Origin of the sequence: Ruegeria lacuscaerulensis (assembly GCF_013031245.1) — a bacterium.
In the GTDB taxonomy this organism is placed as follows: domain Bacteria; phylum Pseudomonadota; class Alphaproteobacteria; order Rhodobacterales; family Rhodobacteraceae; genus Ruegeria; species Ruegeria lacuscaerulensis_C.
In genome coordinates this window covers 173813-190493 of sequence record NZ_WPZL01000001.1, presented here as the reverse complement: position 1 = coordinate 190493, position 16681 = coordinate 173813, and the positions used below count along the sequence as shown (strand labels likewise).

Here is a 16681-nt window from a genome sequence, read left to right as displayed (position 1 = left end):
TCTACCCAGAACGACTGATATACGTGCGCGTATTGTCCGCCTATTAACACGGCCACACCAATAAGCCCGGGACCAGCTATGACCGACTTCAACAAGATCCTGATCGCCAATCGCGGCGAGATTGCCATTCGCGTGATGCGCGCAGCCAACGAGATGGGCAAACGCACCGTTGCCGTCTTTGCCGAAGAAGACAAGCTGGGCCTGCATCGCTTTAAAGCGGATGAGGCATATCGCATTGGCGAGGGGATGGGGCCGGTCGCGGCTTACCTTTCGATCGACGAGATCATTCGCGTGGCCAAGGACTGCGGCGCGGACGCCATCCACCCTGGATACGGCCTGTTGTCCGAGAACCCCGATTTCGTGGATGCCTGTGTTCAAAACGGTATCACATTCATCGGCCCCAAGGCCGAAACCATGCGGGCCCTCGGCGACAAGGCCAGTGCGCGGCGCGTCGCCATCGAGGCCGGAGTTCCGGTGATCCCGGCGACCGAAGTTCTGGGCGATGACATGGACGCGATCCGCAAGGAGGCCGCCGAGATCGGCTATCCGTTGATGCTCAAGGCATCCTGGGGTGGCGGCGGTCGCGGAATGCGCCCGATCGAGTCCGAAGATGAATTGGAAGAAAAGGTACTGGAAGGCCGTCGCGAGGCCGAGGCCGCATTCGGCAACGGCGAGGGTTATCTGGAAAAGATGATCACCCGCGCCCGCCACGTCGAGGTGCAGATCCTCGGCGACAAGCACGGTGAAATTTACCACCTGTACGAACGCGACTGCTCGGTCCAGCGCCGGAACCAGAAAGTCGTCGAACGCGCCCCTGCCCCGTATCTGAGCGACGAACAGCGCGCCGAGATTTGTGAGTTGGGCCGCAAGATCTGTGCCCATGTGAACTATGAATGCGCAGGCACCGTTGAATTCCTGATGGATATGGAAACCGGCAAGTTCTACTTCATCGAGGTGAACCCCCGCGTACAAGTGGAGCACACCGTCACCGAGGAAGTCACCGGCATCGACATCGTTCAAGCCCAGATCCTGATCGCCGAGGGCAAGACCCTGGCCGAGGCCACGGGTGCCGCCGGCCAGGCAGACGTGCACCTGACCGGCCACGCGCTGCAAACCCGGATCACTACTGAGGACCCGCAAAACAACTTCATCCCCGACTATGGCCGTATCACCGCCTATCGTTCGGCCACCGGCATGGGCATCCGTCTGGACGGTGGAACGGCCTATGCGGGCGGGGTAATCACGCGGTATTATGACTCGCTGCTGACCAAGGTGACCGCCAAGGCGCCGACGCCCGAGGCTGCGATTGCGCGGATGGACCGCGCCCTGCGTGAATTCCGTATTCGCGGCGTCAGCACCAATATCGACTTTGTCATCAACCTGCTGAAGCATCCGACCTTCCTGTCGAACGAATACACCACCAAGTTCATCGACACGACGCCAGACCTGTTCACTTTCAAGCGCCGCCGTGACCGCGGCACCAAGGTTCTGACCTACATCGCGGATATCACCGTGAACGGTCATCCCGAGACCAAGGACCGCCCTGAACCGCGCGCAGACCTGAAAGAGGCCAAAGCCCCCGCGTCCAAGGCCGAGCCTCAGATGGGCACTCGCAACCTGCTGGAGCAGAAAGGCCCGCAAGCCGTTGCCGACTGGATGAAAGCGCAGCGCCAGCTTCTGATCACCGACACCACCATGCGCGACGGGCACCAGTCGCTGCTGGCAACCCGGATGCGCTCGATCGACATGATCAAGGTGGCACCGACCTATGCCGCCAACCTGCCGCAACTGTTCTCGGTCGAATGCTGGGGCGGTGCGACATTTGACGTGGCATACCGCTTCCTGCAGGAATGCCCGTGGCAGCGTCTGCGCGACCTGCGCGAGGCGATGCCGAACCTGATGACCCAGATGCTGCTGCGCGGCGCGAACGGGGTTGGCTACACAAACTACCCGGACAATGTGGTGCAGGAGTTCGTCCGTCAGGCGTCCGGGAATATCGACGTGTTCCGCGTCTTTGACTCGCTGAACTGGGTCGAGAACATGCGCGTGGCGATGGACGCAGTCGTCGAGAACGGCAAGATTTGTGAAGGCACCGTTTGCTATACCGGGGATATCCTCGATCCGGATCGCGCCAAGTATGACCTGAAATACTATGTCGGCATGGCCAAGGAACTGCGCGACGCAGGCGCGCATGTGCTGGGCCTGAAGGACATGGCCGGTCTGCTGAAACCAGCCTCGGCGCGCATCCTAATCCGCGCACTGAAAGAAGAGGTTGGGTTGCCGATCCACTTCCACACCCACGACACCGCCGGTATCGCCAGCGCCACCATTCTTGCCGCCTCCGAGGCCGGCGTGGATGCGGTGGACTGCGCGATGGACAGCTTCTCAGGCAACACTTCGCAGGCGACGCTGGGTACCGTGGTTGAAGCACTGCGCCACACCGAGCGTGACACCGGGCTGGACATCAAGGCGATCCGTGAGATCAGCGACTATTTCGAGGCGGTCCGCGGCCAATACGCGGCCTTCGAATCCAGCCTGCAAGCTCCCGCGTCCGAGGTTTATCTGCACGAAATGCCGGGCGGTCAGTTCACCAACCTCAAGGCGCAGGCGCGCTCTCTGGGGCTGGAGGAACGCTGGCACGAGGTCGCACAGATGTATGCCGACGTGAACCAGATGTTCGGCGACATCGTGAAGGTGACGCCGTCATCCAAGGTTGTCGGTGACATGGCGCTGATGATGGTCAGCCAGAATATGACCCGCGAGCAGGTCGAGGACCCGAATACGGATGTGGCCTTCCCCGACTCAGTCGTGGATATGATGCGTGGCAATCTGGGCCAGCCTCCGGGCGGGTTCCCCGATACCATCATCAAGAAGGTGTTGAAGGACGAGGCCCCGAATACAGACCGCCCCGGCAAGGATGTGCCTGCGGTTGATCTGGAGGCCACCCGCGCCGAGCTGTCCAAACAACTGGAAGGCAAAGAGGTCGATGACGAGGACCTGAACGGCTACCTGATGTACCCCAAGGTGTTCCTGGATTACATGGGTCGTCACCGCGTCTACGGACCGGTCCGCACCCTGCCGACCCGCACCTTCTTCTACGGTATGGAGCCGGGTGAAGAGATCACCGCCGAAATCGATCCGGGTAAGACACTTGAAATCCGCTGTCAGGCCGTTAGCGAGACCGATGAGAAAGGCGAGGTCAAAGTGTTCTTTGAACTGAACGGTCAGCCGCGCGTGATCCGGGTGCCGAACCGTCTGGTGACCTCGACCACTCAGGCCCGGCCCAAGGCTGAGGCAGGCAACGCCAACCATATCGGCGCGCCGATGCCTGGCGTTGTGGCAACCGTCGCAGCCACCGCTGGCCAGGAGGTCAAGGAAGGCGACCTGCTGCTGACCATAGAGGCGATGAAGATGGAAACCGGCATTCACGCGGAGCGGGACGCAGTGGTCAAGGCTGTTCACGTCCAGCCCGGCGGCCAAATTGACGCAAAGGACCTGCTGGTCGAACTGGAATAACCAGTTTAGCTTTCTGGGCTAACAGGGGCCGCTCGGGGAACCGGGCGGCCTTTTTCTTGGCCCGAGGAGGATAAAGGCCCATGCTGTCTGTCACACCAGTCTATGCCGCATTGCTGGCAATCCTGTTCTTCGCGCTCAGCGTCAGGGTCATCAGTCAGCGGCGCAGCGACAAAATTTCCTACGGCGACGGTGGAAACTCGACGATGCTCAAGGTGATGCGGACGCATTCCAACTTTATCGAATACACGCCCTTTGCTCTGCTGCTGATCGCTATGGTCGAACTACAGGGCGCGGGCGGCCTGTTGCTGAACCTTTTGGGTCTGACTTTACTGAGCGGACGGCTGTTGCACGCTTACGGTTTCGGACGCAGCCCGCAGATCGTGATTCTGCGCCAGATCGGCATGGTGCTAACCTTTGGAGCCATTCTAATGGCCGCATTCGTAAATCTTAGGCTTGCGCTCTGATCCATCAGGCAGAGTTTACCCAGCCAGTACCCGCGTTTCGACTTGCGGTGCATCCCTGAAGACAGGCTCAACCTCACTCAGCCTTTCCTTCTCCGGCAAACAAAGTGCCGATGTCAGCACGATTAGCACCGCCAGCAAAGCCATCTTCAAATCTGCAATCCGTGTCATTTCTTCTTCTCGATCCCTCTTGTTTTGTAATGCTCTACGTGTTCAACGCGCCGATCCCGGATTTCCGTCGAAAGATTTTTCCGCTTTTTTGTGTTTTTCCGCTTGCAGCGCCGCGTGGGAATTTATACATCCCTCCTCACTCAACGGCGCGGGCGTAGCTCAGGGGTAGAGCATAACCTTGCCAAGGTTAGGGTCGGGCGTTCGAATCGCCTCGCCCGCTCCATTGAGAGGTCTCAGGACCAAAATATATGTGTATCTGATGCGGGCGTAGCTCAGGGGTAGAGCATAACCTTGCCAAGGTTAGGGTCGGGCGTTCGAATCGCCTCGCCCGCTCCAGATACGATTGTTTCCTAATCATTGCTGGTTCTTTAGCGCATGTTGCGCCATTCTGGTGGCGTTACATTTTTTTGGACCTTACTCATGTTGGATTATTCCATTCGCCCCTTGACCGCGACCGAAGTGCAGAAAGTCGTGGATTGGGCGGGGCAAGAAGGGTGGAACCCGGGCGTGCATGATGCCGCATGTTTCCACGCAACCGACCCCGGTGGCTTCCTCGGCGGATTTTTGGGTGACGAAATGATCGCGTCCGTGTCAACCGTGAATTACGACGACAGGTTTTCCTTTTTAGGGTTCTATATCGTGCATCCCGAGTTCCGCCGCGCAGGTCGTGGGATCGAGATCTGGCGCAGCGCACTGGCGTATGGCCAGGGTCGCAATATCGGTTTGGATGGCGTGATCGAGCAACAGGAAAACTATGCAAAATCCGGCTTTACCCTCGCGTATACCAACTGCAGGTTCAGCGCGAAGGTTCAGGACATTCTGCCAAAACTCGGGCAGGTTCTGGGCAATGGCGTTACAGAGCTAAGCGACGCCGCTAACGCGCTCAGACTGTACGATCGCAAGCTGTTTCCAGCCCCCCGCGACGCATTCCTGCAAAGCTGGCTCAGCGCGCCCAGTCATATCTCGCGGATGTATTCCGAGAACGGTCAGATTAAAGGCTACGCCACGTTGCGCCCATGCCTGACGGGGTACAAGGTCGGACCTCTGTTTGCGGATGATGTGAAGATCGCGCAAGCCTTGCTGGCCAGCCTGTTGGCAGCCGTTCCTGAACACCATCGCGACCAACAGGTGTTTATCGACATGCCGCAACCCAACGCGGCCGCCTTTGCGCTGGCGGCGCAGCTTGGGCTGGAGAAAGTGTTCGAGACGGCGCGCATGTACTCTGATCACGAGCCGGATATCGACCTGAACCGCGTTTTCGGTGTTACGACGTTTGAACTGGGCTAACGCACTTGTTCAAGGTACGGGTTCACATCAAAAGCCTTTGGAAAAAATACGGGAAGTTCATCCAATGATTGGCGATCAACAAAGACGGCTGCTGCTCGACATGTTTGAAAACCTACCGGGTGTTGGTTTTCTGGTGCTGTCCCGGGCAACCGATGATTTGCGACTGACCGGATGGGTCGGGACCATCCTGGCGGCGGCTGTTTGCATTTCCTATGTCAAAAAGCTCGTGCTCCCGCATCCGATCTTATTGGGCATCAACCTGTTCATGGTCGCAATAACACCCCTGATTGAGATTCTGTTTTTCTCAGGCCATCGCAGCACTGCAAACACGCTGATTGGAAATATTGATTCCCTTGTTCTGGGCAGCGTGTTTGTAACTGGCCTTCTGCTGACGCTGACCACACGGAACGGTTTTCTGACTTATGCCGCGAACAGCGCTAAACAGATGCGAATGCACTCTGCCGCTTTGCTGGGCGTGTGCGCGATCGGGGTTTTCTGGTCTCTGATTGCAGGAGGCAACAATCTGATAACTCTTGCCATTCCGCTTATGCTGCTGTTCGGGCTGCAACAATTGCTGCGCGCAGGCGTGAAGGACCGACAATCGCGCGACGCCGCAATACTGGCCTGCCACGCCCCGCAGAGTTCTTTGACAGAAACCGCAATCTGATTCAGAACGCCTTGAAGGTCATCGTTGTCAGAGACCGCTCAATATTTGGAATCACCAGCAGGTTTTCGTTGATGAAGTGACCCACATCGTCTGTCTCGGGGATGTAGAGTTTCAGCAGCAGATCGTATTCGCCGCTGGTAGAATAGAGTTCCGAGTGGATTTCGCGCAGCGCGATCTCTTCGGCAACCTTATAGGTGGTGCCGGGTTTACAGCGGATTTGAATGAAAACGCAGGTGGACATGGGCCAGGCCTTATTGGTTGAGTTGCTCGCAGGCTGGCATGGCGCGCCACCGGGTGCAATCCCCTGCAACAGTTTGCCGTCAATGCCACGCACGCTCTGGATAAGGCAGGCCATCCACGTCTATAAGCGCGCCTGTAGCAAAAGGAATTCGCCCATGCGCAGCGCAAAGATCAGCCGCCAAACCGCCGAGACAAAAATCTCGGTCGAGGTCAATCTGGACGGCACCGGCCGGTATGACAACCAGACAGGTGTCGGGTTCTTTGACCACATGCTGGATCAGTTGGCGCGCCATTCGCTGATCGACATGACGATCCGTGCCAAGGGTGATTATCACATCGACGACCACCACACGGTCGAGGATACCGGCATCGCGCTGGGTCAGGCGCTGACGCAGGCACTGGGCGACAAGAAAGGTATCCGCCGCTATGGCGAGTGCAACCTGCCCATGGACGACGCCCAAGTACGCTGTGCGCTGGACCTGTCCGCGCGCCCTTTCCTGATCTGGAACGTGGACTTGCCGACAGCCAAGATCGGCACATTCGATACCGAACTGGTACGCGAGTTCTTTCAGGCACTCAGCACTCACGGCGGCATCACGTTGCATATCGACCGGTTGCACGGCTTCAACAGCCACCACATTGCCGAGGCTGCCTTCAAGGCTGTCGCCCGCGCCCTGCGGCTGGCGGTGGAAACCGACCCGCGCAAGGCAGATGCGATTCCGTCCACGAAAGGTGCGCTGTAAATGCTGACCGCGATCATCGATTACGAAAGCGGCAACCTGCACTCGGCAGAAAAGGCGTTTCAGCGCATGGCGCGCGAGTTAGGCGCGGGTGAAGTTGTCGTGACTTCGGATGCGGACGTTGTGGCACGCGCGGACAGGCTGGTTCTGCCGGGTGACGGCGCCTTCCCGGCCTGCGCAGCCGAGTTGCGCGGCCACAAAGGCATCTATGACGCGATGGTCGAGGCGGTCGAACAGAAGGGCCGCCCGTTTCTGGGGATCTGTGTGGGTATGCAACTTATGGCCTCGAAAGGCCACGAATACGCCGAGACTGAAGGTCTGAACTGGGTCGCAGGCGATGTAGTGCGGATTGAACCGTCAGACAATGCTCTGAAGGTACCGCATATGGGCTGGAATGATCTGGTTCTGGCCAGCGATCACCCTGTTTTTGAGGGGGTCACATCCGGCGATCACGCCTATTTTGTGCACTCATACCATTTCCGCGTCAGTGACCCGGCACAGCGTCTGGCTTATGTGGACTATGGGCAGGAAGTCACGGCCGTGATTGGCCGTGACACGATGCTTGGGATGCAGTTTCACCCTGAGAAAAGTCAGGATGTGGGCTTGCGTATGATCGGCAACTTTCTGACCTGGGCTCCGTAAGAGTTTACTGAACGCGCGTCCAGGTCTGCCCGCGACAGACAAGACCACCAACGGCGCAACCTTTGACAGTCAGCTTGTTCTGGCCGTCCAGCGACATTTTCGAGCTGTAGGTCTTGTCCCGGTCCGGTGCCCAGATCTTGCCGTCGTCATAATTGCCGTTACCTTCGGGGATCATGTCCCAGATGATCTGCTTGCCGAGGTTCTCATAATCCAGCTGTTCGTCGCCATTGGCGTCAAACGCAGTGTCGATTGTACCGCAAATCGCACTCCCACATTCCGAAATCGTGACGTGAAGGTATCCACCGGTATCGCCCGGTTGCGTCTTCCAAAGGCCATCGACAGGATCATCCGCTAGCGCGCCTGTCGCGAGCAACGCCATCCCTGCCGCAAGTGCAAATTTCTTCATAATCAACTCCCTGTTTTGAGGTCAGTCTGACCCGGTGGATGCCTTCGGGCAAGAATGACTTTGCGTCGCGTTGCATCCCCTGTCCCGCTTGTGCGATATCCCGCTCGGACAACATTGATATAGGGCCGCCAGACATGATCCTCTACCCCGCCATCGACCTCAAAGACGGCCAGGCCGTACGCCTGCTGCGCGGAGAAATGGACAAGGCGACCGTGTTCAACGACGATCCGGCCGCCCAGGCATGCGCCTTTGTGGACGCAGGGTGCGAATGGCTGCACCTGGTGGACCTCAACGGCGCTTTTGCGGGCGAGCCGGTAAACGCCGCGCCGGTCGAGGCGATTCTCAAAGCTTGCGAAGTGCCCGCCCAACTGGGTGGCGGCATCCGCGACATGGCGACGATCGAAACGTGGCTCGACAAAGGTCTGGCGCGTGTCATTCTGGGCACCGTGGCAGTGGAAAACCCCGATCTGGTGCGCCAAGCAGCGCGCGAGTTCCCGGGCAAGGTCGCCGTGGGTATCGACGCCCGCAACGGCATGGTGGCCACCAAAGGCTGGGCAGAAGAAACCGACGTTCAGGTCACCGATCTGGCCCGCAGCTTCGAGGACGCAGGCGTCGCCGCCATCATCTACACCGACATCAACCGAGACGGCGCCATGCAGGGCCCGAATATCGAGGCCACCGCTGCGCTGGCCGACGCGGTTTCCATACCTGTTATCGCTTCGGGCGGCGTGTCGTCGATCGCTGACCTTCTTGCGCTGCGCGATTGTGGCGCAGATTTGAACGGAGCGATTTCCGGCCGCGCGCTCTATGATGGGGCGATTGATCTGAAGGAGGCTCTGACAGCGCTCAGAGAGTGACCTGTTGCTCGATACACGCGTGAAACGATCCAAACTTCCCGCCAAGAGTCTGCTGCGCTCGCGGCTTAAAGAAGGTGATTTTCTGGATTGTTTCAGCGTCGCGTCAAACCTCTCCCCACGCCGTGCAGCCGAGATCATCACCGATTTTCCAGCATGGGCAATGGTTCTGGTTCGGTTGCGTGGTTTTTTGGTGGCCCCTTTCGGGCTCAGCAAGACGGGGCCTGATGCCGACGATATGGTGGGAATTTTCCCTGTCGAACATGATGATGAAATCGAGTTGATCGCGGGTTTCAACGACCGCCACCTTGATTTTCGGGTTTCCGTTCTTTCCGAGGGCGGCCGGGTATCGCTGGCCACGTGGGTTCATCGCCACAATCTGGGCGGTCGTTTGTATCTAGCCGCGATCCTGCCGTTTCACATTCTGATCGCCCGAAACGCGCTCGCGCGGGTCAGCCACGCAAGCGCTTGATCCCGACAGGCTTAGCCCGCAGCCGCTGCGGTCAACTTGGCCAGCGCGCCCCGCATCTTCTCGATAACCGGAGATTTCTCGACGTCGTCGAACTCGTCCATCGTCTCTTTTGGGTCTTCATACGCCAACCAGGCCAGACCGTCGGCATCTTCATAGACCTGCACTTTCAACGGCAGGAACAAGCCCGCACGCGGATCAATCTGCATGGCCGGTGTTCCCAGAGCAGGGTTGCCAAAGATCAGCACCTGATTGGCCGGGATGGTCATGCCGACTTTCTCGGCACCTGCCGCGTGATCGACTCGCGCGAAAACAGTTGCGCCCGCATTGCCCACCGCTGCCTCAAGCGCGTCCATTGCATCTTGAACGGATTTATCCGTGTTGACCTTGATGATGTCGTCAGCCATTGCGGACAATGCCCCTCCAAACGTCAGAATTGTTGCCAGCATCAGTTTGCGCATATCGTAATTCCTTTTGTGAATTTCACTTCAATTGACACAACTTTTTGCGTTCCGGCAATCACATCTCTGGCATCAGCGAGGCTTTGCCGTTTGCGCACTAAAGGGACTTTCCCTGAATTGTGTCGCAAGCCACTTTGATGTGCGTTTTGCGAAAAAAACCAAGAAAAAGGTGAACATTTGATGCAGAATATCCCCAAATTAGTCGCATTTGAAGTTTAGTTGGTACTCCTGACAGTGCAGGCAAGGACGTCCAATATGAGCACTTTAAGCACCGGGTATGCAGACAAAACCTGGATGCGCACCGCGACCATCGTAACCTTTTGCTTTACGATTTTTGTTAGCGCTAGCCTGCTTTTCTTTGTCCAACCCTTATACGCCAAACTGGTTTTGCCCAAAATTGGCGGCGCGCCAGCCGTGTGGACAACTGCGATGTTGTTTTTTCAGGTCGTTTTGATTGTCGGATACCTTTATGCGCATCTTTTGACCAAGTGGTTACCCTTACGCTTGCAGCTAATGACACACACCCTGTTTTGGCTCGCGGCGCTGACATTCCTGCCCTTATCAACCAGCGAAAGCTGGAGTTACGATGCCTCACGCTCTACGGCGCTTCAAACACTGGAACTGTTTGCTCTGGGAGTGGGTCTGCCCTTTGCCGTTCTGTCCGCAAACGCACCATTGCTTCAGGCGTGGTATTCACGGTCCGGAGGTCCGTCCGCCGATGACCCCTATTTTCTCTACAGCGCCAGCAATGTAGGATCTCTGCTGGCGCTACTCGCATTTCCATTGCTGGCCGATCCCCTGTTGGGTGCTCAGGAGATCAGCAACATCTGGTATGTCGGCTTTGTCGTTTTTGGTGTTCTTCTGATTGTCAGCGGCATAATTGCCATCCGGGGGCCCCAGCCGTATCGGATTTCCCCGGAAATTAAAGCAACATCGCTCAGGCTGAGCAAAATACAAGTCGCTACTTGGGTGGGCGTAGCCTTTGTCCCCTCCTCACTCATGCTGTCGATCACGACGAAAATCAGCACTGATCTCGGGTCGATCCCCCTGATCTGGGTGGTTCCCCTGGCGATATATATTCTGTCGTTTATCGTCGCGTTTGCCAAATGGAAGCAGCTAACAACTGCCGGCTTGAAAATGCCCACGCTTCTGGCGCTTGCGTTGGGGTTCATTTTACTTTCCGACGTTGTACATTTGGGATACGCCCCGATTGTACTCTTGGCGTGTATACCAGTGCTATTTGTTGTTGCTCTTTATGCGCACCGGCTACTTTTCGAACTTCGTCCGCCTGCTGAACACCTGACTGTTTTTTATATCGCCCTTTCTGTTGGCGGCGCTCTGGGTGGTTTGTTCAATTCGATAATTGCGCCGGCCGCCTTCTCTCAAGAAATCGAGGCCCAGCTCACCCTGATTTTAGCTGCGGGTTTGTTCTTAATTCAGCCTTGGTCATTCTCTCCACGTCACATCACGATGGGGCTTGTTGTCGGCATAGCGTTTCTTGTCGCGCTTGGGATGATCGGAAACCCGAGCATTTTAGGGCATGGTGTAATGCGTGCGCTATTTGCATTTCTGACATTGGCGACCATTTTAATACTGTTTCGCAACAGTGCGCTGCGCATCGCACTTGTGATGACGATAATCATGCTTCCTTCGCTCCATTCGCCGGGCAACGCTCTATTTCTGGATCGCAGTTTTTTCGGCACGCACCAAGTTAGCTCCAATGACGGTTTGCGCGTTTACAACAATGGTACCACGACGCACGGCTTGCAGCGTGAAGACGATTTCGGCGAAGGGCCGACACCACTGTCTTACTATCACCCAGGCGGCCCCATGGCGCAGGTCATCACGTCAGAGTTTGGTATTCAATCAGATCAAATCGGAATCGTCGGTTTAGGCGTAGGCGCATTGGCTTGCTATAAAAGGCCGTCTCAAACATGGGCATTTTTCGAAATTGACGCCATGGTCGAGAGCATCGCGCGGGATTCATCCTTATTTACTTATCTGACTGACTGTGCCCCTCGGTCTCAGACGTATTTAGGCGACGCCAGAATTGTGCTGGCTCAGAATGACTTCAAATTCGATATTCTCGTGCTTGACGCCTATAGCTCCGATGCCATTCCTCTGCACCTGATAACCAGAGAGGCAGTACAGATGTACACTGACCGGTTATCTTCTGACGGAGTTTTGGTTTTTCACATTTCGAACAGGTACTATGATCTGACCGGTCCCTTGGCGAGAATTGCGGAAAGCCTGGGCCTGCACAGCGCGTCGCAGGATCATGAAGTTGACCCGAAAGAGGCCAAAACCGGCGCATTTTCGTCAAAGGTTGTAATCATGAGCCCGGAACGGTCGAGAATTGACAGCTTTGTGGGACAAGGTAATTGGCAGCCATTGGCATCAGATCATGCAGCCCCGTGGACAGATGACAAAGCCAACCTTTTATCGGCGCTGAAATGGTTGAAGGCCGAAACCCACTAACCAGTCTGGAAACCGAAAGGCTTTGTCGGTAGAGGTGCATCAACAAAGGATGCCCCATGCTCAAAACCCGCATAATCCCCTGTCTGGACGTTGCTGATGGCCGTGTGGTCAAAGGTGTCAATTTCGTCGGCCTGCGTGACGCAGGTGATCCGGTGGAATCCGCCAAGGCCTATGATGCCGCCGGCGCGGATGAGATCTGTTTTCTGGACATCCACGCGACTCATGAAAACCGGGGCACTATGTTTGACGTTGTTCAGCGCACGGCCGAGCAGTGCTTTGTGCCTTTGACAGTGGGCGGCGGTGTGCGCACCAAGGATGACGTGCGTGCCTTGCTGCTTGCAGGAGCAGACAAGGTCAGCTTCAACTCGGCGGCTGTAGCCAATCCGGATGTGGTAGCCGAAGCTGCGGACCAGTTCGGGAGCCAATGCATCGTCTGCGCCATTGACGCCAAAACCGTGAGCCCCGGTAAGTGGGAGATCTTCACTCATGGTGGCCGCAAGTCCACTGGCATCGACGCAGTTGAATTCGCCAAAACCGTCGTGGCCAGCGGCGCGGGGGAAATCTTGCTGACCTCAATGGACCGCGACGGCACTAAGGCCGGGTTCAACCTGCCTCTGACCCGTGCGATTTCGGATGCTGTGAACGTGCCGGTAATTGCCTCGGGTGGCGTCGGCAACCTGGATCACTTGGTCGAAGGCGTGACCGAAGGTGGGGCAAGCGCGGTTCTGGCAGCCTCGATCTTCCATTTCGGCGAATACACCATACGCGAGGCCAAGGAACACATGACTGCCGCAGGCATCCCTATGAGGTTGACATGAGCATTCTGCACGATCTGGCGGCAACGATCGAAGCCCGAAAATCGGCCGATCCCGACTCCAGTTGGACCGCGAAGCTGCTGGCCAAAGGCCCCGAGAAATGCGCCGAGAAGTTCGGCGAAGAAGCCGTCGAAGCCATCATCGAAGCGGTCAAGGGCGATCAGGCTAAATTGACGTCCGAGGCAGCGGATGTGCTGTATCACCTGCTTGTCATGCTGGCCGCACGGAATGTGGCGCTGGATGATGTGCTGGCTGAGCTGGCAAAGCGTCAGGGTACCAGCGGCATCGCGGAAAAAGCTGCACGTCCTAAAGGTTAAGAGGACGGGTTTTACCCTATCCCCCTGCCCTGTATAGTCAGGGACCGAAACGAGGTAGACTGAGGGACGCGAGAATGACCAAAGCTCTGGCCTATGTGATGGCCTTGCTTGCCGTTGTGACGCTTGGGGCCTGTTCTGCCCCGCCCAAGTCCACCGGAGACGAGGTTCAGCGACTGGCGAGTGAAATCCGCAGTCTTGGTTCGGATATTGACCCCGAAGAGGCTGACCGCGCGGCCCGCATCGCCTATTCTTATACGGCACAATTGGTGCAGGATTACGAAATCACCGACCCGCCGCTGATCCACAACGCCAAGGTCAACAAGGGCCTGCGGCCGCGCGGCCTGTGCTGGCACTGGGCCGAGGACATCGAGCGCAGGTTGAAACAAGAGAATTTCCAAACGCTGGAAATGCACCGCGCCATCGCTAACGCGGACAACCCTCTCCGAATCGACCACAGCACTGCAATCATCAGCCGCAAAGGCGAGACGATGTATGATGGGGTGGTTCTGGACCCGTGGCGCTATGGTGGAGTATTATTTTGGTCCCCATTGGTGGAGGACACAAAATACAAATGGGTGCCGCGTGATGTTGTTCTGGAAAAGCGGCGTCTGGAGCAGGTTGCCCGGCTGAAACCCTTGCCCGGCATGTGACTGTCAAAGCTTGGACGATATCACTCCTGTCGCAAACCCACCCATGCGCAACTCTCCAAACAACCGTTGATATTCGATCTTGGGGCAGTGGTTCATGACCACATCCACCCCATGCGCCTGCGCTTTGGCAGCAGCGGTCGTGTGTTCGACACCGATTTGCATCCAGATCGTGCGCAGCTTTGAAAACGCTGCCAGCGCTTCATCAACAATCGGCGGCACGGCTTCTGAGCGCCGGAAAATATCCACCATATCAACAGGTTCATCGATCTCATTCAATGACCCTCGCACAACCTGGCCAAACAGTTCTTTCCCGGCATGGCCCGGATTGACCGGAATGACCTTGTAGCCCTTGAGCGACAAATATCGCGCCACGTAGTAACTGGGGCGTACCGGATTCATCGATACGCCCACCACGGCGACGACCTTGGTGCGCTGTAGGATCTCTTTCAGGAATTCATCGGGATAGTCAGCCATGGGCACACCCTATGCCGTGCGCTCAAAAGAAAAAAGCGCTCAGGTCGAACCTGAGCGCCAGTTGTTGGAACGAGGGACAGTGAAATGACCCGCGGCAGTTCCGTTCCGCGGTCACTGTGACATTTAAGCATGAGTCTTGAGAAAAAAAGAGGGGGCGCGCATTTTTGTGATGACAGGTCACGAAAAGCGGCAAGATGCCTATTTCTCGTACAAAACGACGGGCCAGTTTTTTTCGGCCATCCGAATATACTCGGCCTGATCTTCATGCCACATCGCATCGATCTGGGGAGAGTGCGTCAGATACAAACGACCATCCACAACATCCCAGAGCGTCGGGTCTGTGCTGCTCAATTCTCCCAGCGCCATGGCATAGGCACAATACCCACCGAACTGCGGCGCAAAGGCACGCGGATCACGCTCGAAGGCTTCGCGATTCTCAGCCGAGGCGAAATGCCATTCGGCCCCTTTCCAGACGACCGCGTATTCTGGCTGACCCCGAACCGGCACACCGTCATTGAAGTAAGAAACCGCATCGTACCCTGCCATTGCAGCACCGTCCGTCACGTAAAACATGGGTATGTCCTGGGCTTGCGCAACGGGCGCGAACAGAGCGGCGGTCAGGGTACCAAGAAGAAATCGTCGAGTCAGCATCACAGAGTTCAGGTTTAAGTTATCAGGGTATCAAAATGCAATTTTTGTGGCCCAGTGAAACCCTGTTTAACGCAGTTGTGATCGCCTGTGTCGCCTGCGTACAACGTCAATCAAAGATGTCTTCTATCACATCCCACGCCTCATCCATTACACGTGCGAAGACGCCTTTTTTCTTTTTTTGCTTCTTTTTCTTATAAGAAGGAGCGTTTTTCAAAGTTCCCTTCTTTGCTTTGGTCTCAATTACCTTGCGCTTAGGGACCATCTTGAGGTCATGCAACGGTGCCCCACAGCTTGAACAGCTCAACTCATGACGTTGCTGGCCTCTCAGGACCAGAGCAGCGCGGGTTCCGCAATAACAGCAGGTGGCGATTTTGGGCGAGCTGGAAATGGGTCTCTCCTGTCTATCTGTGCCTTGATGCATATAAGGCAATTGCGGCAGCATTTGAGACGTTCAGCGACCCAAACCCACCCGCCGCGTCAATTTTCACCAATTGATCGACAGTTTCCTTGGTTTTCTGACGCAGACCGGGCCCCTCGGCCCCCAACACCAATGCGACTGGACGATCCAGCTTGCCTGCCAACGTGGTTTCGATGGTGTCGTCGGCCTCACCATCCAGCCCCAGAACCAGAAACCCCATGCCCTGCAGTTCGGTGATCGCATCCGCCAGATTGCGCACCCGTAGATAGGGCTGACGTTCCAGCGCACCGCTTGCCGTTTTGGCCAGAGCCCCCGTTTCGGGGGCCGAGTGATAGCGTGTGCCAATTACGGCGCTGGCGCCCAGCACTTCGGCCGAACGAAGAATCGCCCCGACATTATGCGGGTCTGTCACCCGATCCAGCAGAATCACGCGGGGATGTTCGCGCCCGATACAGTTCTCGGCCAGCCTACCCCAATCCAGCGGTTTGACCTCAAGCGCTGCGCCCTGATGGACAGAGCCCGGGTCAATCGGCGCGGTGAATTTGCGTGGATCGACCATTTCAGCCTCAACCCCTGCAAATTCAATGGCCTCAGCCAGTTTGTCACGCGCGTTTCGCGTTACGATCAGGCGCAGTTTCTGCCGGTCCGGGTTCATCAGAGCATCGCGCACGGCATGAATACCGAACAGCCATACAGTCTCGGACGCGGCCGCTTTGCGTGCCTGTTCCTTTTCAACGACCCACTTGGGTTTCTTCATTTCTTGGGCCTCCGGGCCGGGAATTCGGTTTCCTGCGTCAAAGCGGAATTTTCCTGTTGACGCTCCTTTGGTGCGCTAGTAATCACGCCTCCACGTCAGGTGCAACGCCTGACAGTGGGCGACAGGCCGCAAGGTGTGGCAGGGGACTGTAACTCCCTCGCGGAGACGCACGCCTGGTTCGATTCCAGGGTCGCCCACCATCTTCCT

20 protein-coding genes and 3 tRNA genes are annotated in these 16681 nt (G+C 57.0%); 15 read left to right on the top strand and 8 right to left on the bottom strand.

What is annotated here, in order from left to right:
• The first annotated feature begins 78 nt into the window (after positions 1-78).
• Complete coding sequence (locus GOX66_RS01020) at positions 79-3516, top strand: pyruvate carboxylase (protein ID WP_170758747.1); 3438 nt, start codon at positions 79-81, stop codon at positions 3514-3516.
• Positions 3517-3596: 80 nt separating this feature from the next.
• Positions 3597-3980 carry an MAPEG family protein gene (locus GOX66_RS01015; RefSeq protein ID WP_170758745.1) on the top strand — a complete coding sequence of 128 codons (384 nt, stop codon included), beginning with the start codon at positions 3597-3599 and terminating at the stop codon, positions 3978-3980.
• Between the two features lie 15 nt (positions 3981-3995).
• On the opposite strand, the gene GOX66_RS01010 is transcribed toward GOX66_RS01015, so the two are convergent.
• Positions 3996-4148, bottom strand: a complete 153-nt coding sequence (locus tag GOX66_RS01010; protein ID WP_170758743.1) for a hypothetical protein — start codon at positions 4146-4148, stop codon at positions 3996-3998.
• A 148-nt stretch (positions 4149-4296) separates the two neighbouring features.
• Here GOX66_RS01010 and GOX66_RS01005 point away from each other — a divergent pair.
• The 4 genes from GOX66_RS01005 (at position 4297) to GOX66_RS00990 (ending at position 6102) form a co-directional block, all read left to right on the top strand.
• A tRNA-Gly gene (locus GOX66_RS01005) sits at positions 4297-4371 on the top strand.
• Between the two features lie 38 nt (positions 4372-4409).
• A tRNA-Gly gene (locus tag GOX66_RS01000) sits at positions 4410-4484 on the top strand.
• Positions 4485-4568: 84 nt separating this feature from the next.
• On the top strand, positions 4569-5435 hold the full coding sequence (locus GOX66_RS00995) for a GNAT family N-acetyltransferase (protein WP_170758741.1): 867 nt from the start codon (positions 4569-4571) through the stop codon (positions 5433-5435).
• Between the two features lie 64 nt (positions 5436-5499).
• The gene (locus GOX66_RS00990; RefSeq protein ID WP_170758739.1) at positions 5500-6102 is read left to right on the top strand and encodes a hypothetical protein; all 603 of its coding nucleotides are present in this window, start codon (positions 5500-5502) and stop codon (positions 6100-6102) included.
• A gap of 1 nt (position 6103) precedes the next feature.
• Here GOX66_RS00990 and GOX66_RS00985 read toward each other — a convergent pair whose 3' ends face one another.
• On the bottom strand, positions 6104-6343 hold the full coding sequence (locus tag GOX66_RS00985; protein ID WP_074735480.1) for an Lrp/AsnC family transcriptional regulator: 240 nt from the start codon (positions 6341-6343) through the stop codon (positions 6104-6106).
• A 154-nt stretch (positions 6344-6497) separates the two neighbouring features.
• Between GOX66_RS00985 and hisB the strand changes: the two genes are divergently transcribed.
• Positions 6498-7085, top strand: coding sequence for an imidazoleglycerol-phosphate dehydratase HisB (gene hisB, locus GOX66_RS00980; protein WP_170758737.1), 588 nt, complete (start codon positions 6498-6500; stop codon positions 7083-7085).
• Positions 7086-7724, top strand: a complete 639-nt coding sequence (hisH, locus tag GOX66_RS00975) for an imidazole glycerol phosphate synthase subunit HisH (protein ID WP_170758735.1) — start codon at positions 7086-7088, stop codon at positions 7722-7724. It abuts the gene before it with no gap.
• 4 nt (positions 7725-7728) lie between these two features.
• Here the strand turns inward: hisH and GOX66_RS00970 are convergent, their stop codons facing one another.
• The gene (locus tag GOX66_RS00970) at positions 7729-8130 is read right to left on the bottom strand and encodes a DUF2147 domain-containing protein (RefSeq protein WP_170758733.1); all 402 of its coding nucleotides are present in this window, start codon (positions 8128-8130) and stop codon (positions 7729-7731) included.
• Positions 8131-8264: 134 nt separating this feature from the next.
• Here GOX66_RS00970 and hisA point away from each other — a divergent pair, with 134 nt between their 5' ends.
• Positions 8265-8987, top strand: a complete 723-nt coding sequence (hisA, locus tag GOX66_RS00965) for a 1-(5-phosphoribosyl)-5-[(5-phosphoribosylamino)methylideneamino]imidazole-4-carboxamide isomerase (RefSeq protein ID WP_170758731.1) — start codon at positions 8265-8267, stop codon at positions 8985-8987.
• Between the two features lie 19 nt (positions 8988-9006).
• On the top strand, positions 9007-9456 hold the full coding sequence (locus tag GOX66_RS00960; protein WP_336508911.1) for a DUF2867 domain-containing protein: 450 nt from the start codon (positions 9007-9009) through the stop codon (positions 9454-9456).
• Between the two features lie 11 nt (positions 9457-9467).
• On the opposite strand, the gene GOX66_RS00955 is transcribed toward GOX66_RS00960, so the two are convergent.
• Positions 9468-9914, bottom strand: coding sequence for a DUF302 domain-containing protein (locus GOX66_RS00955; RefSeq protein ID WP_237212402.1), 447 nt, complete (start codon positions 9912-9914; stop codon positions 9468-9470).
• Between the two features lie 255 nt (positions 9915-10169).
• Here GOX66_RS00955 and GOX66_RS00950 point away from each other — a divergent pair, with 255 nt between their 5' ends.
• The 4 genes from GOX66_RS00950 (at position 10170) to GOX66_RS00935 (ending at position 14174) form a co-directional block, all read left to right on the top strand.
• Complete coding sequence (locus GOX66_RS00950) at positions 10170-12392, top strand: spermidine synthase (protein ID WP_237212400.1); 2223 nt, start codon at positions 10170-10172, stop codon at positions 12390-12392.
• A gap of 56 nt (positions 12393-12448) precedes the next feature.
• Positions 12449-13210 (top strand): imidazole glycerol phosphate synthase subunit HisF, encoded by a 762-nt coding sequence (gene hisF, locus GOX66_RS00945; protein ID WP_170758727.1) that lies wholly within the window; start codon positions 12449-12451, stop codon positions 13208-13210.
• Positions 13207-13524 carry a phosphoribosyl-ATP diphosphatase gene (locus GOX66_RS00940; protein ID WP_170758725.1) on the top strand — a complete coding sequence of 106 codons (318 nt, stop codon included), beginning with the start codon at positions 13207-13209 and terminating at the stop codon, positions 13522-13524. The genes hisF and GOX66_RS00940 overlap by 4 nt, the downstream gene beginning before the upstream one ends.
• Before the next feature lie 74 nt (positions 13525-13598).
• Positions 13599-14174, top strand: a complete 576-nt coding sequence (locus GOX66_RS00935; protein ID WP_170758723.1) for a hypothetical protein — start codon at positions 13599-13601, stop codon at positions 14172-14174.
• A gap of 3 nt (positions 14175-14177) precedes the next feature.
• Here GOX66_RS00935 and GOX66_RS00930 read toward each other — a convergent pair whose 3' ends face one another.
• The 4 genes from GOX66_RS00930 to rlmB all read right to left on the bottom strand — a co-directional run bounded on the left by GOX66_RS00930 (position 14178) and on the right by rlmB (position 16474).
• Positions 14178-14648 carry a CoA-binding protein gene (locus GOX66_RS00930; protein ID WP_170758721.1) on the bottom strand — a complete coding sequence of 157 codons (471 nt, stop codon included), beginning with the start codon at positions 14646-14648 and terminating at the stop codon, positions 14178-14180.
• A gap of 198 nt (positions 14649-14846) precedes the next feature.
• Positions 14847-15299: a YHS domain-containing (seleno)protein gene (locus tag GOX66_RS00925; RefSeq protein WP_237212398.1), complete on the bottom strand. Its 453-nt coding sequence runs from the start codon at positions 15297-15299 to the stop codon at positions 14847-14849.
• 106 nt (positions 15300-15405) lie between these two features.
• Positions 15406-15720 (bottom strand): hypothetical protein, encoded by a 315-nt coding sequence (locus tag GOX66_RS26255; RefSeq protein WP_170759276.1) that lies wholly within the window; start codon positions 15718-15720, stop codon positions 15406-15408.
• On the bottom strand, positions 15701-16474 hold the full coding sequence (gene rlmB / locus GOX66_RS00915) for a 23S rRNA (guanosine(2251)-2'-O)-methyltransferase RlmB (protein ID WP_170758719.1): 774 nt from the start codon (positions 16472-16474) through the stop codon (positions 15701-15703). The genes GOX66_RS26255 and rlmB overlap by 20 nt, the downstream gene beginning before the upstream one ends.
• Before the next feature lie 116 nt (positions 16475-16590).
• On the opposite strand from rlmB, the gene GOX66_RS00910 reads away from it, so the two are divergent.
• Positions 16591-16674: transfer RNA gene (locus GOX66_RS00910), tRNA-Tyr, on the top strand.
• The last annotated feature ends 7 nt before the right edge of the window (positions 16675-16681 follow it).

Bases quoted from the DNA above. Each gene is read 5' to 3' on its own strand.
- GOX66_RS01020 (WP_170758747.1), top strand. From the start codon at position 79: ATGACCGACTTCAACAAGATCCTGATCGCCAATCGCGGCGAGATTGCC.
- GOX66_RS01015 (WP_170758745.1), top strand. From the start codon at position 3,597: ATGCTGTCTGTCACACCAGTCTATGCCGCATTGCTGGCAATCCTGTTC.
- GOX66_RS01010 (WP_170758743.1), bottom strand. From the start codon at position 4,148: ATGACACGGATTGCAGATTTGAAGATGGCTTTGCTGGCGGTGCTAATC.
- GOX66_RS00995 (WP_170758741.1), top strand. From the start codon at position 4,569: ATGTTGGATTATTCCATTCGCCCCTTGACCGCGACCGAAGTGCAGAAA.
- GOX66_RS00990 (WP_170758739.1), top strand. From the start codon at position 5,500: ATGATTGGCGATCAACAAAGACGGCTGCTGCTCGACATGTTTGAAAAC.
- GOX66_RS00985 (WP_074735480.1), bottom strand. From the start codon at position 6,343: ATGTCCACCTGCGTTTTCATTCAAATCCGCTGTAAACCCGGCACCACC.
- hisB (WP_170758737.1), top strand. From the start codon at position 6,498: ATGCGCAGCGCAAAGATCAGCCGCCAAACCGCCGAGACAAAAATCTCG.
- hisH (WP_170758735.1), top strand. From the start codon at position 7,086: ATGCTGACCGCGATCATCGATTACGAAAGCGGCAACCTGCACTCGGCA.
- GOX66_RS00970 (WP_170758733.1), bottom strand. From the start codon at position 8,130: ATGAAGAAATTTGCACTTGCGGCAGGGATGGCGTTGCTCGCGACAGGC.
- hisA (WP_170758731.1), top strand. From the start codon at position 8,265: ATGATCCTCTACCCCGCCATCGACCTCAAAGACGGCCAGGCCGTACGC.
- GOX66_RS00955 (WP_237212402.1), bottom strand. From the start codon at position 9,914: ATGCGCAAACTGATGCTGGCAACAATTCTGACGTTTGGAGGGGCATTG.
- GOX66_RS00950 (WP_237212400.1), top strand. From the start codon at position 10,170: ATGAGCACTTTAAGCACCGGGTATGCAGACAAAACCTGGATGCGCACC.
- hisF (WP_170758727.1), top strand. From the start codon at position 12,449: ATGCTCAAAACCCGCATAATCCCCTGTCTGGACGTTGCTGATGGCCGT.
- GOX66_RS00940 (WP_170758725.1), top strand. From the start codon at position 13,207: ATGAGCATTCTGCACGATCTGGCGGCAACGATCGAAGCCCGAAAATCG.
- GOX66_RS00935 (WP_170758723.1), top strand. From the start codon at position 13,599: ATGACCAAAGCTCTGGCCTATGTGATGGCCTTGCTTGCCGTTGTGACG.
- GOX66_RS00930 (WP_170758721.1), bottom strand. From the start codon at position 14,648: ATGGCTGACTATCCCGATGAATTCCTGAAAGAGATCCTACAGCGCACC.
- GOX66_RS00925 (WP_237212398.1), bottom strand. From the start codon at position 15,299: ATGCTGACTCGACGATTTCTTCTTGGTACCCTGACCGCCGCTCTGTTC.
- GOX66_RS26255 (WP_170759276.1), bottom strand. From the start codon at position 15,720: ATGCATCAAGGCACAGATAGACAGGAGAGACCCATTTCCAGCTCGCCC.
- rlmB (WP_170758719.1), bottom strand. From the start codon at position 16,474: ATGAAGAAACCCAAGTGGGTCGTTGAAAAGGAACAGGCACGCAAAGCG.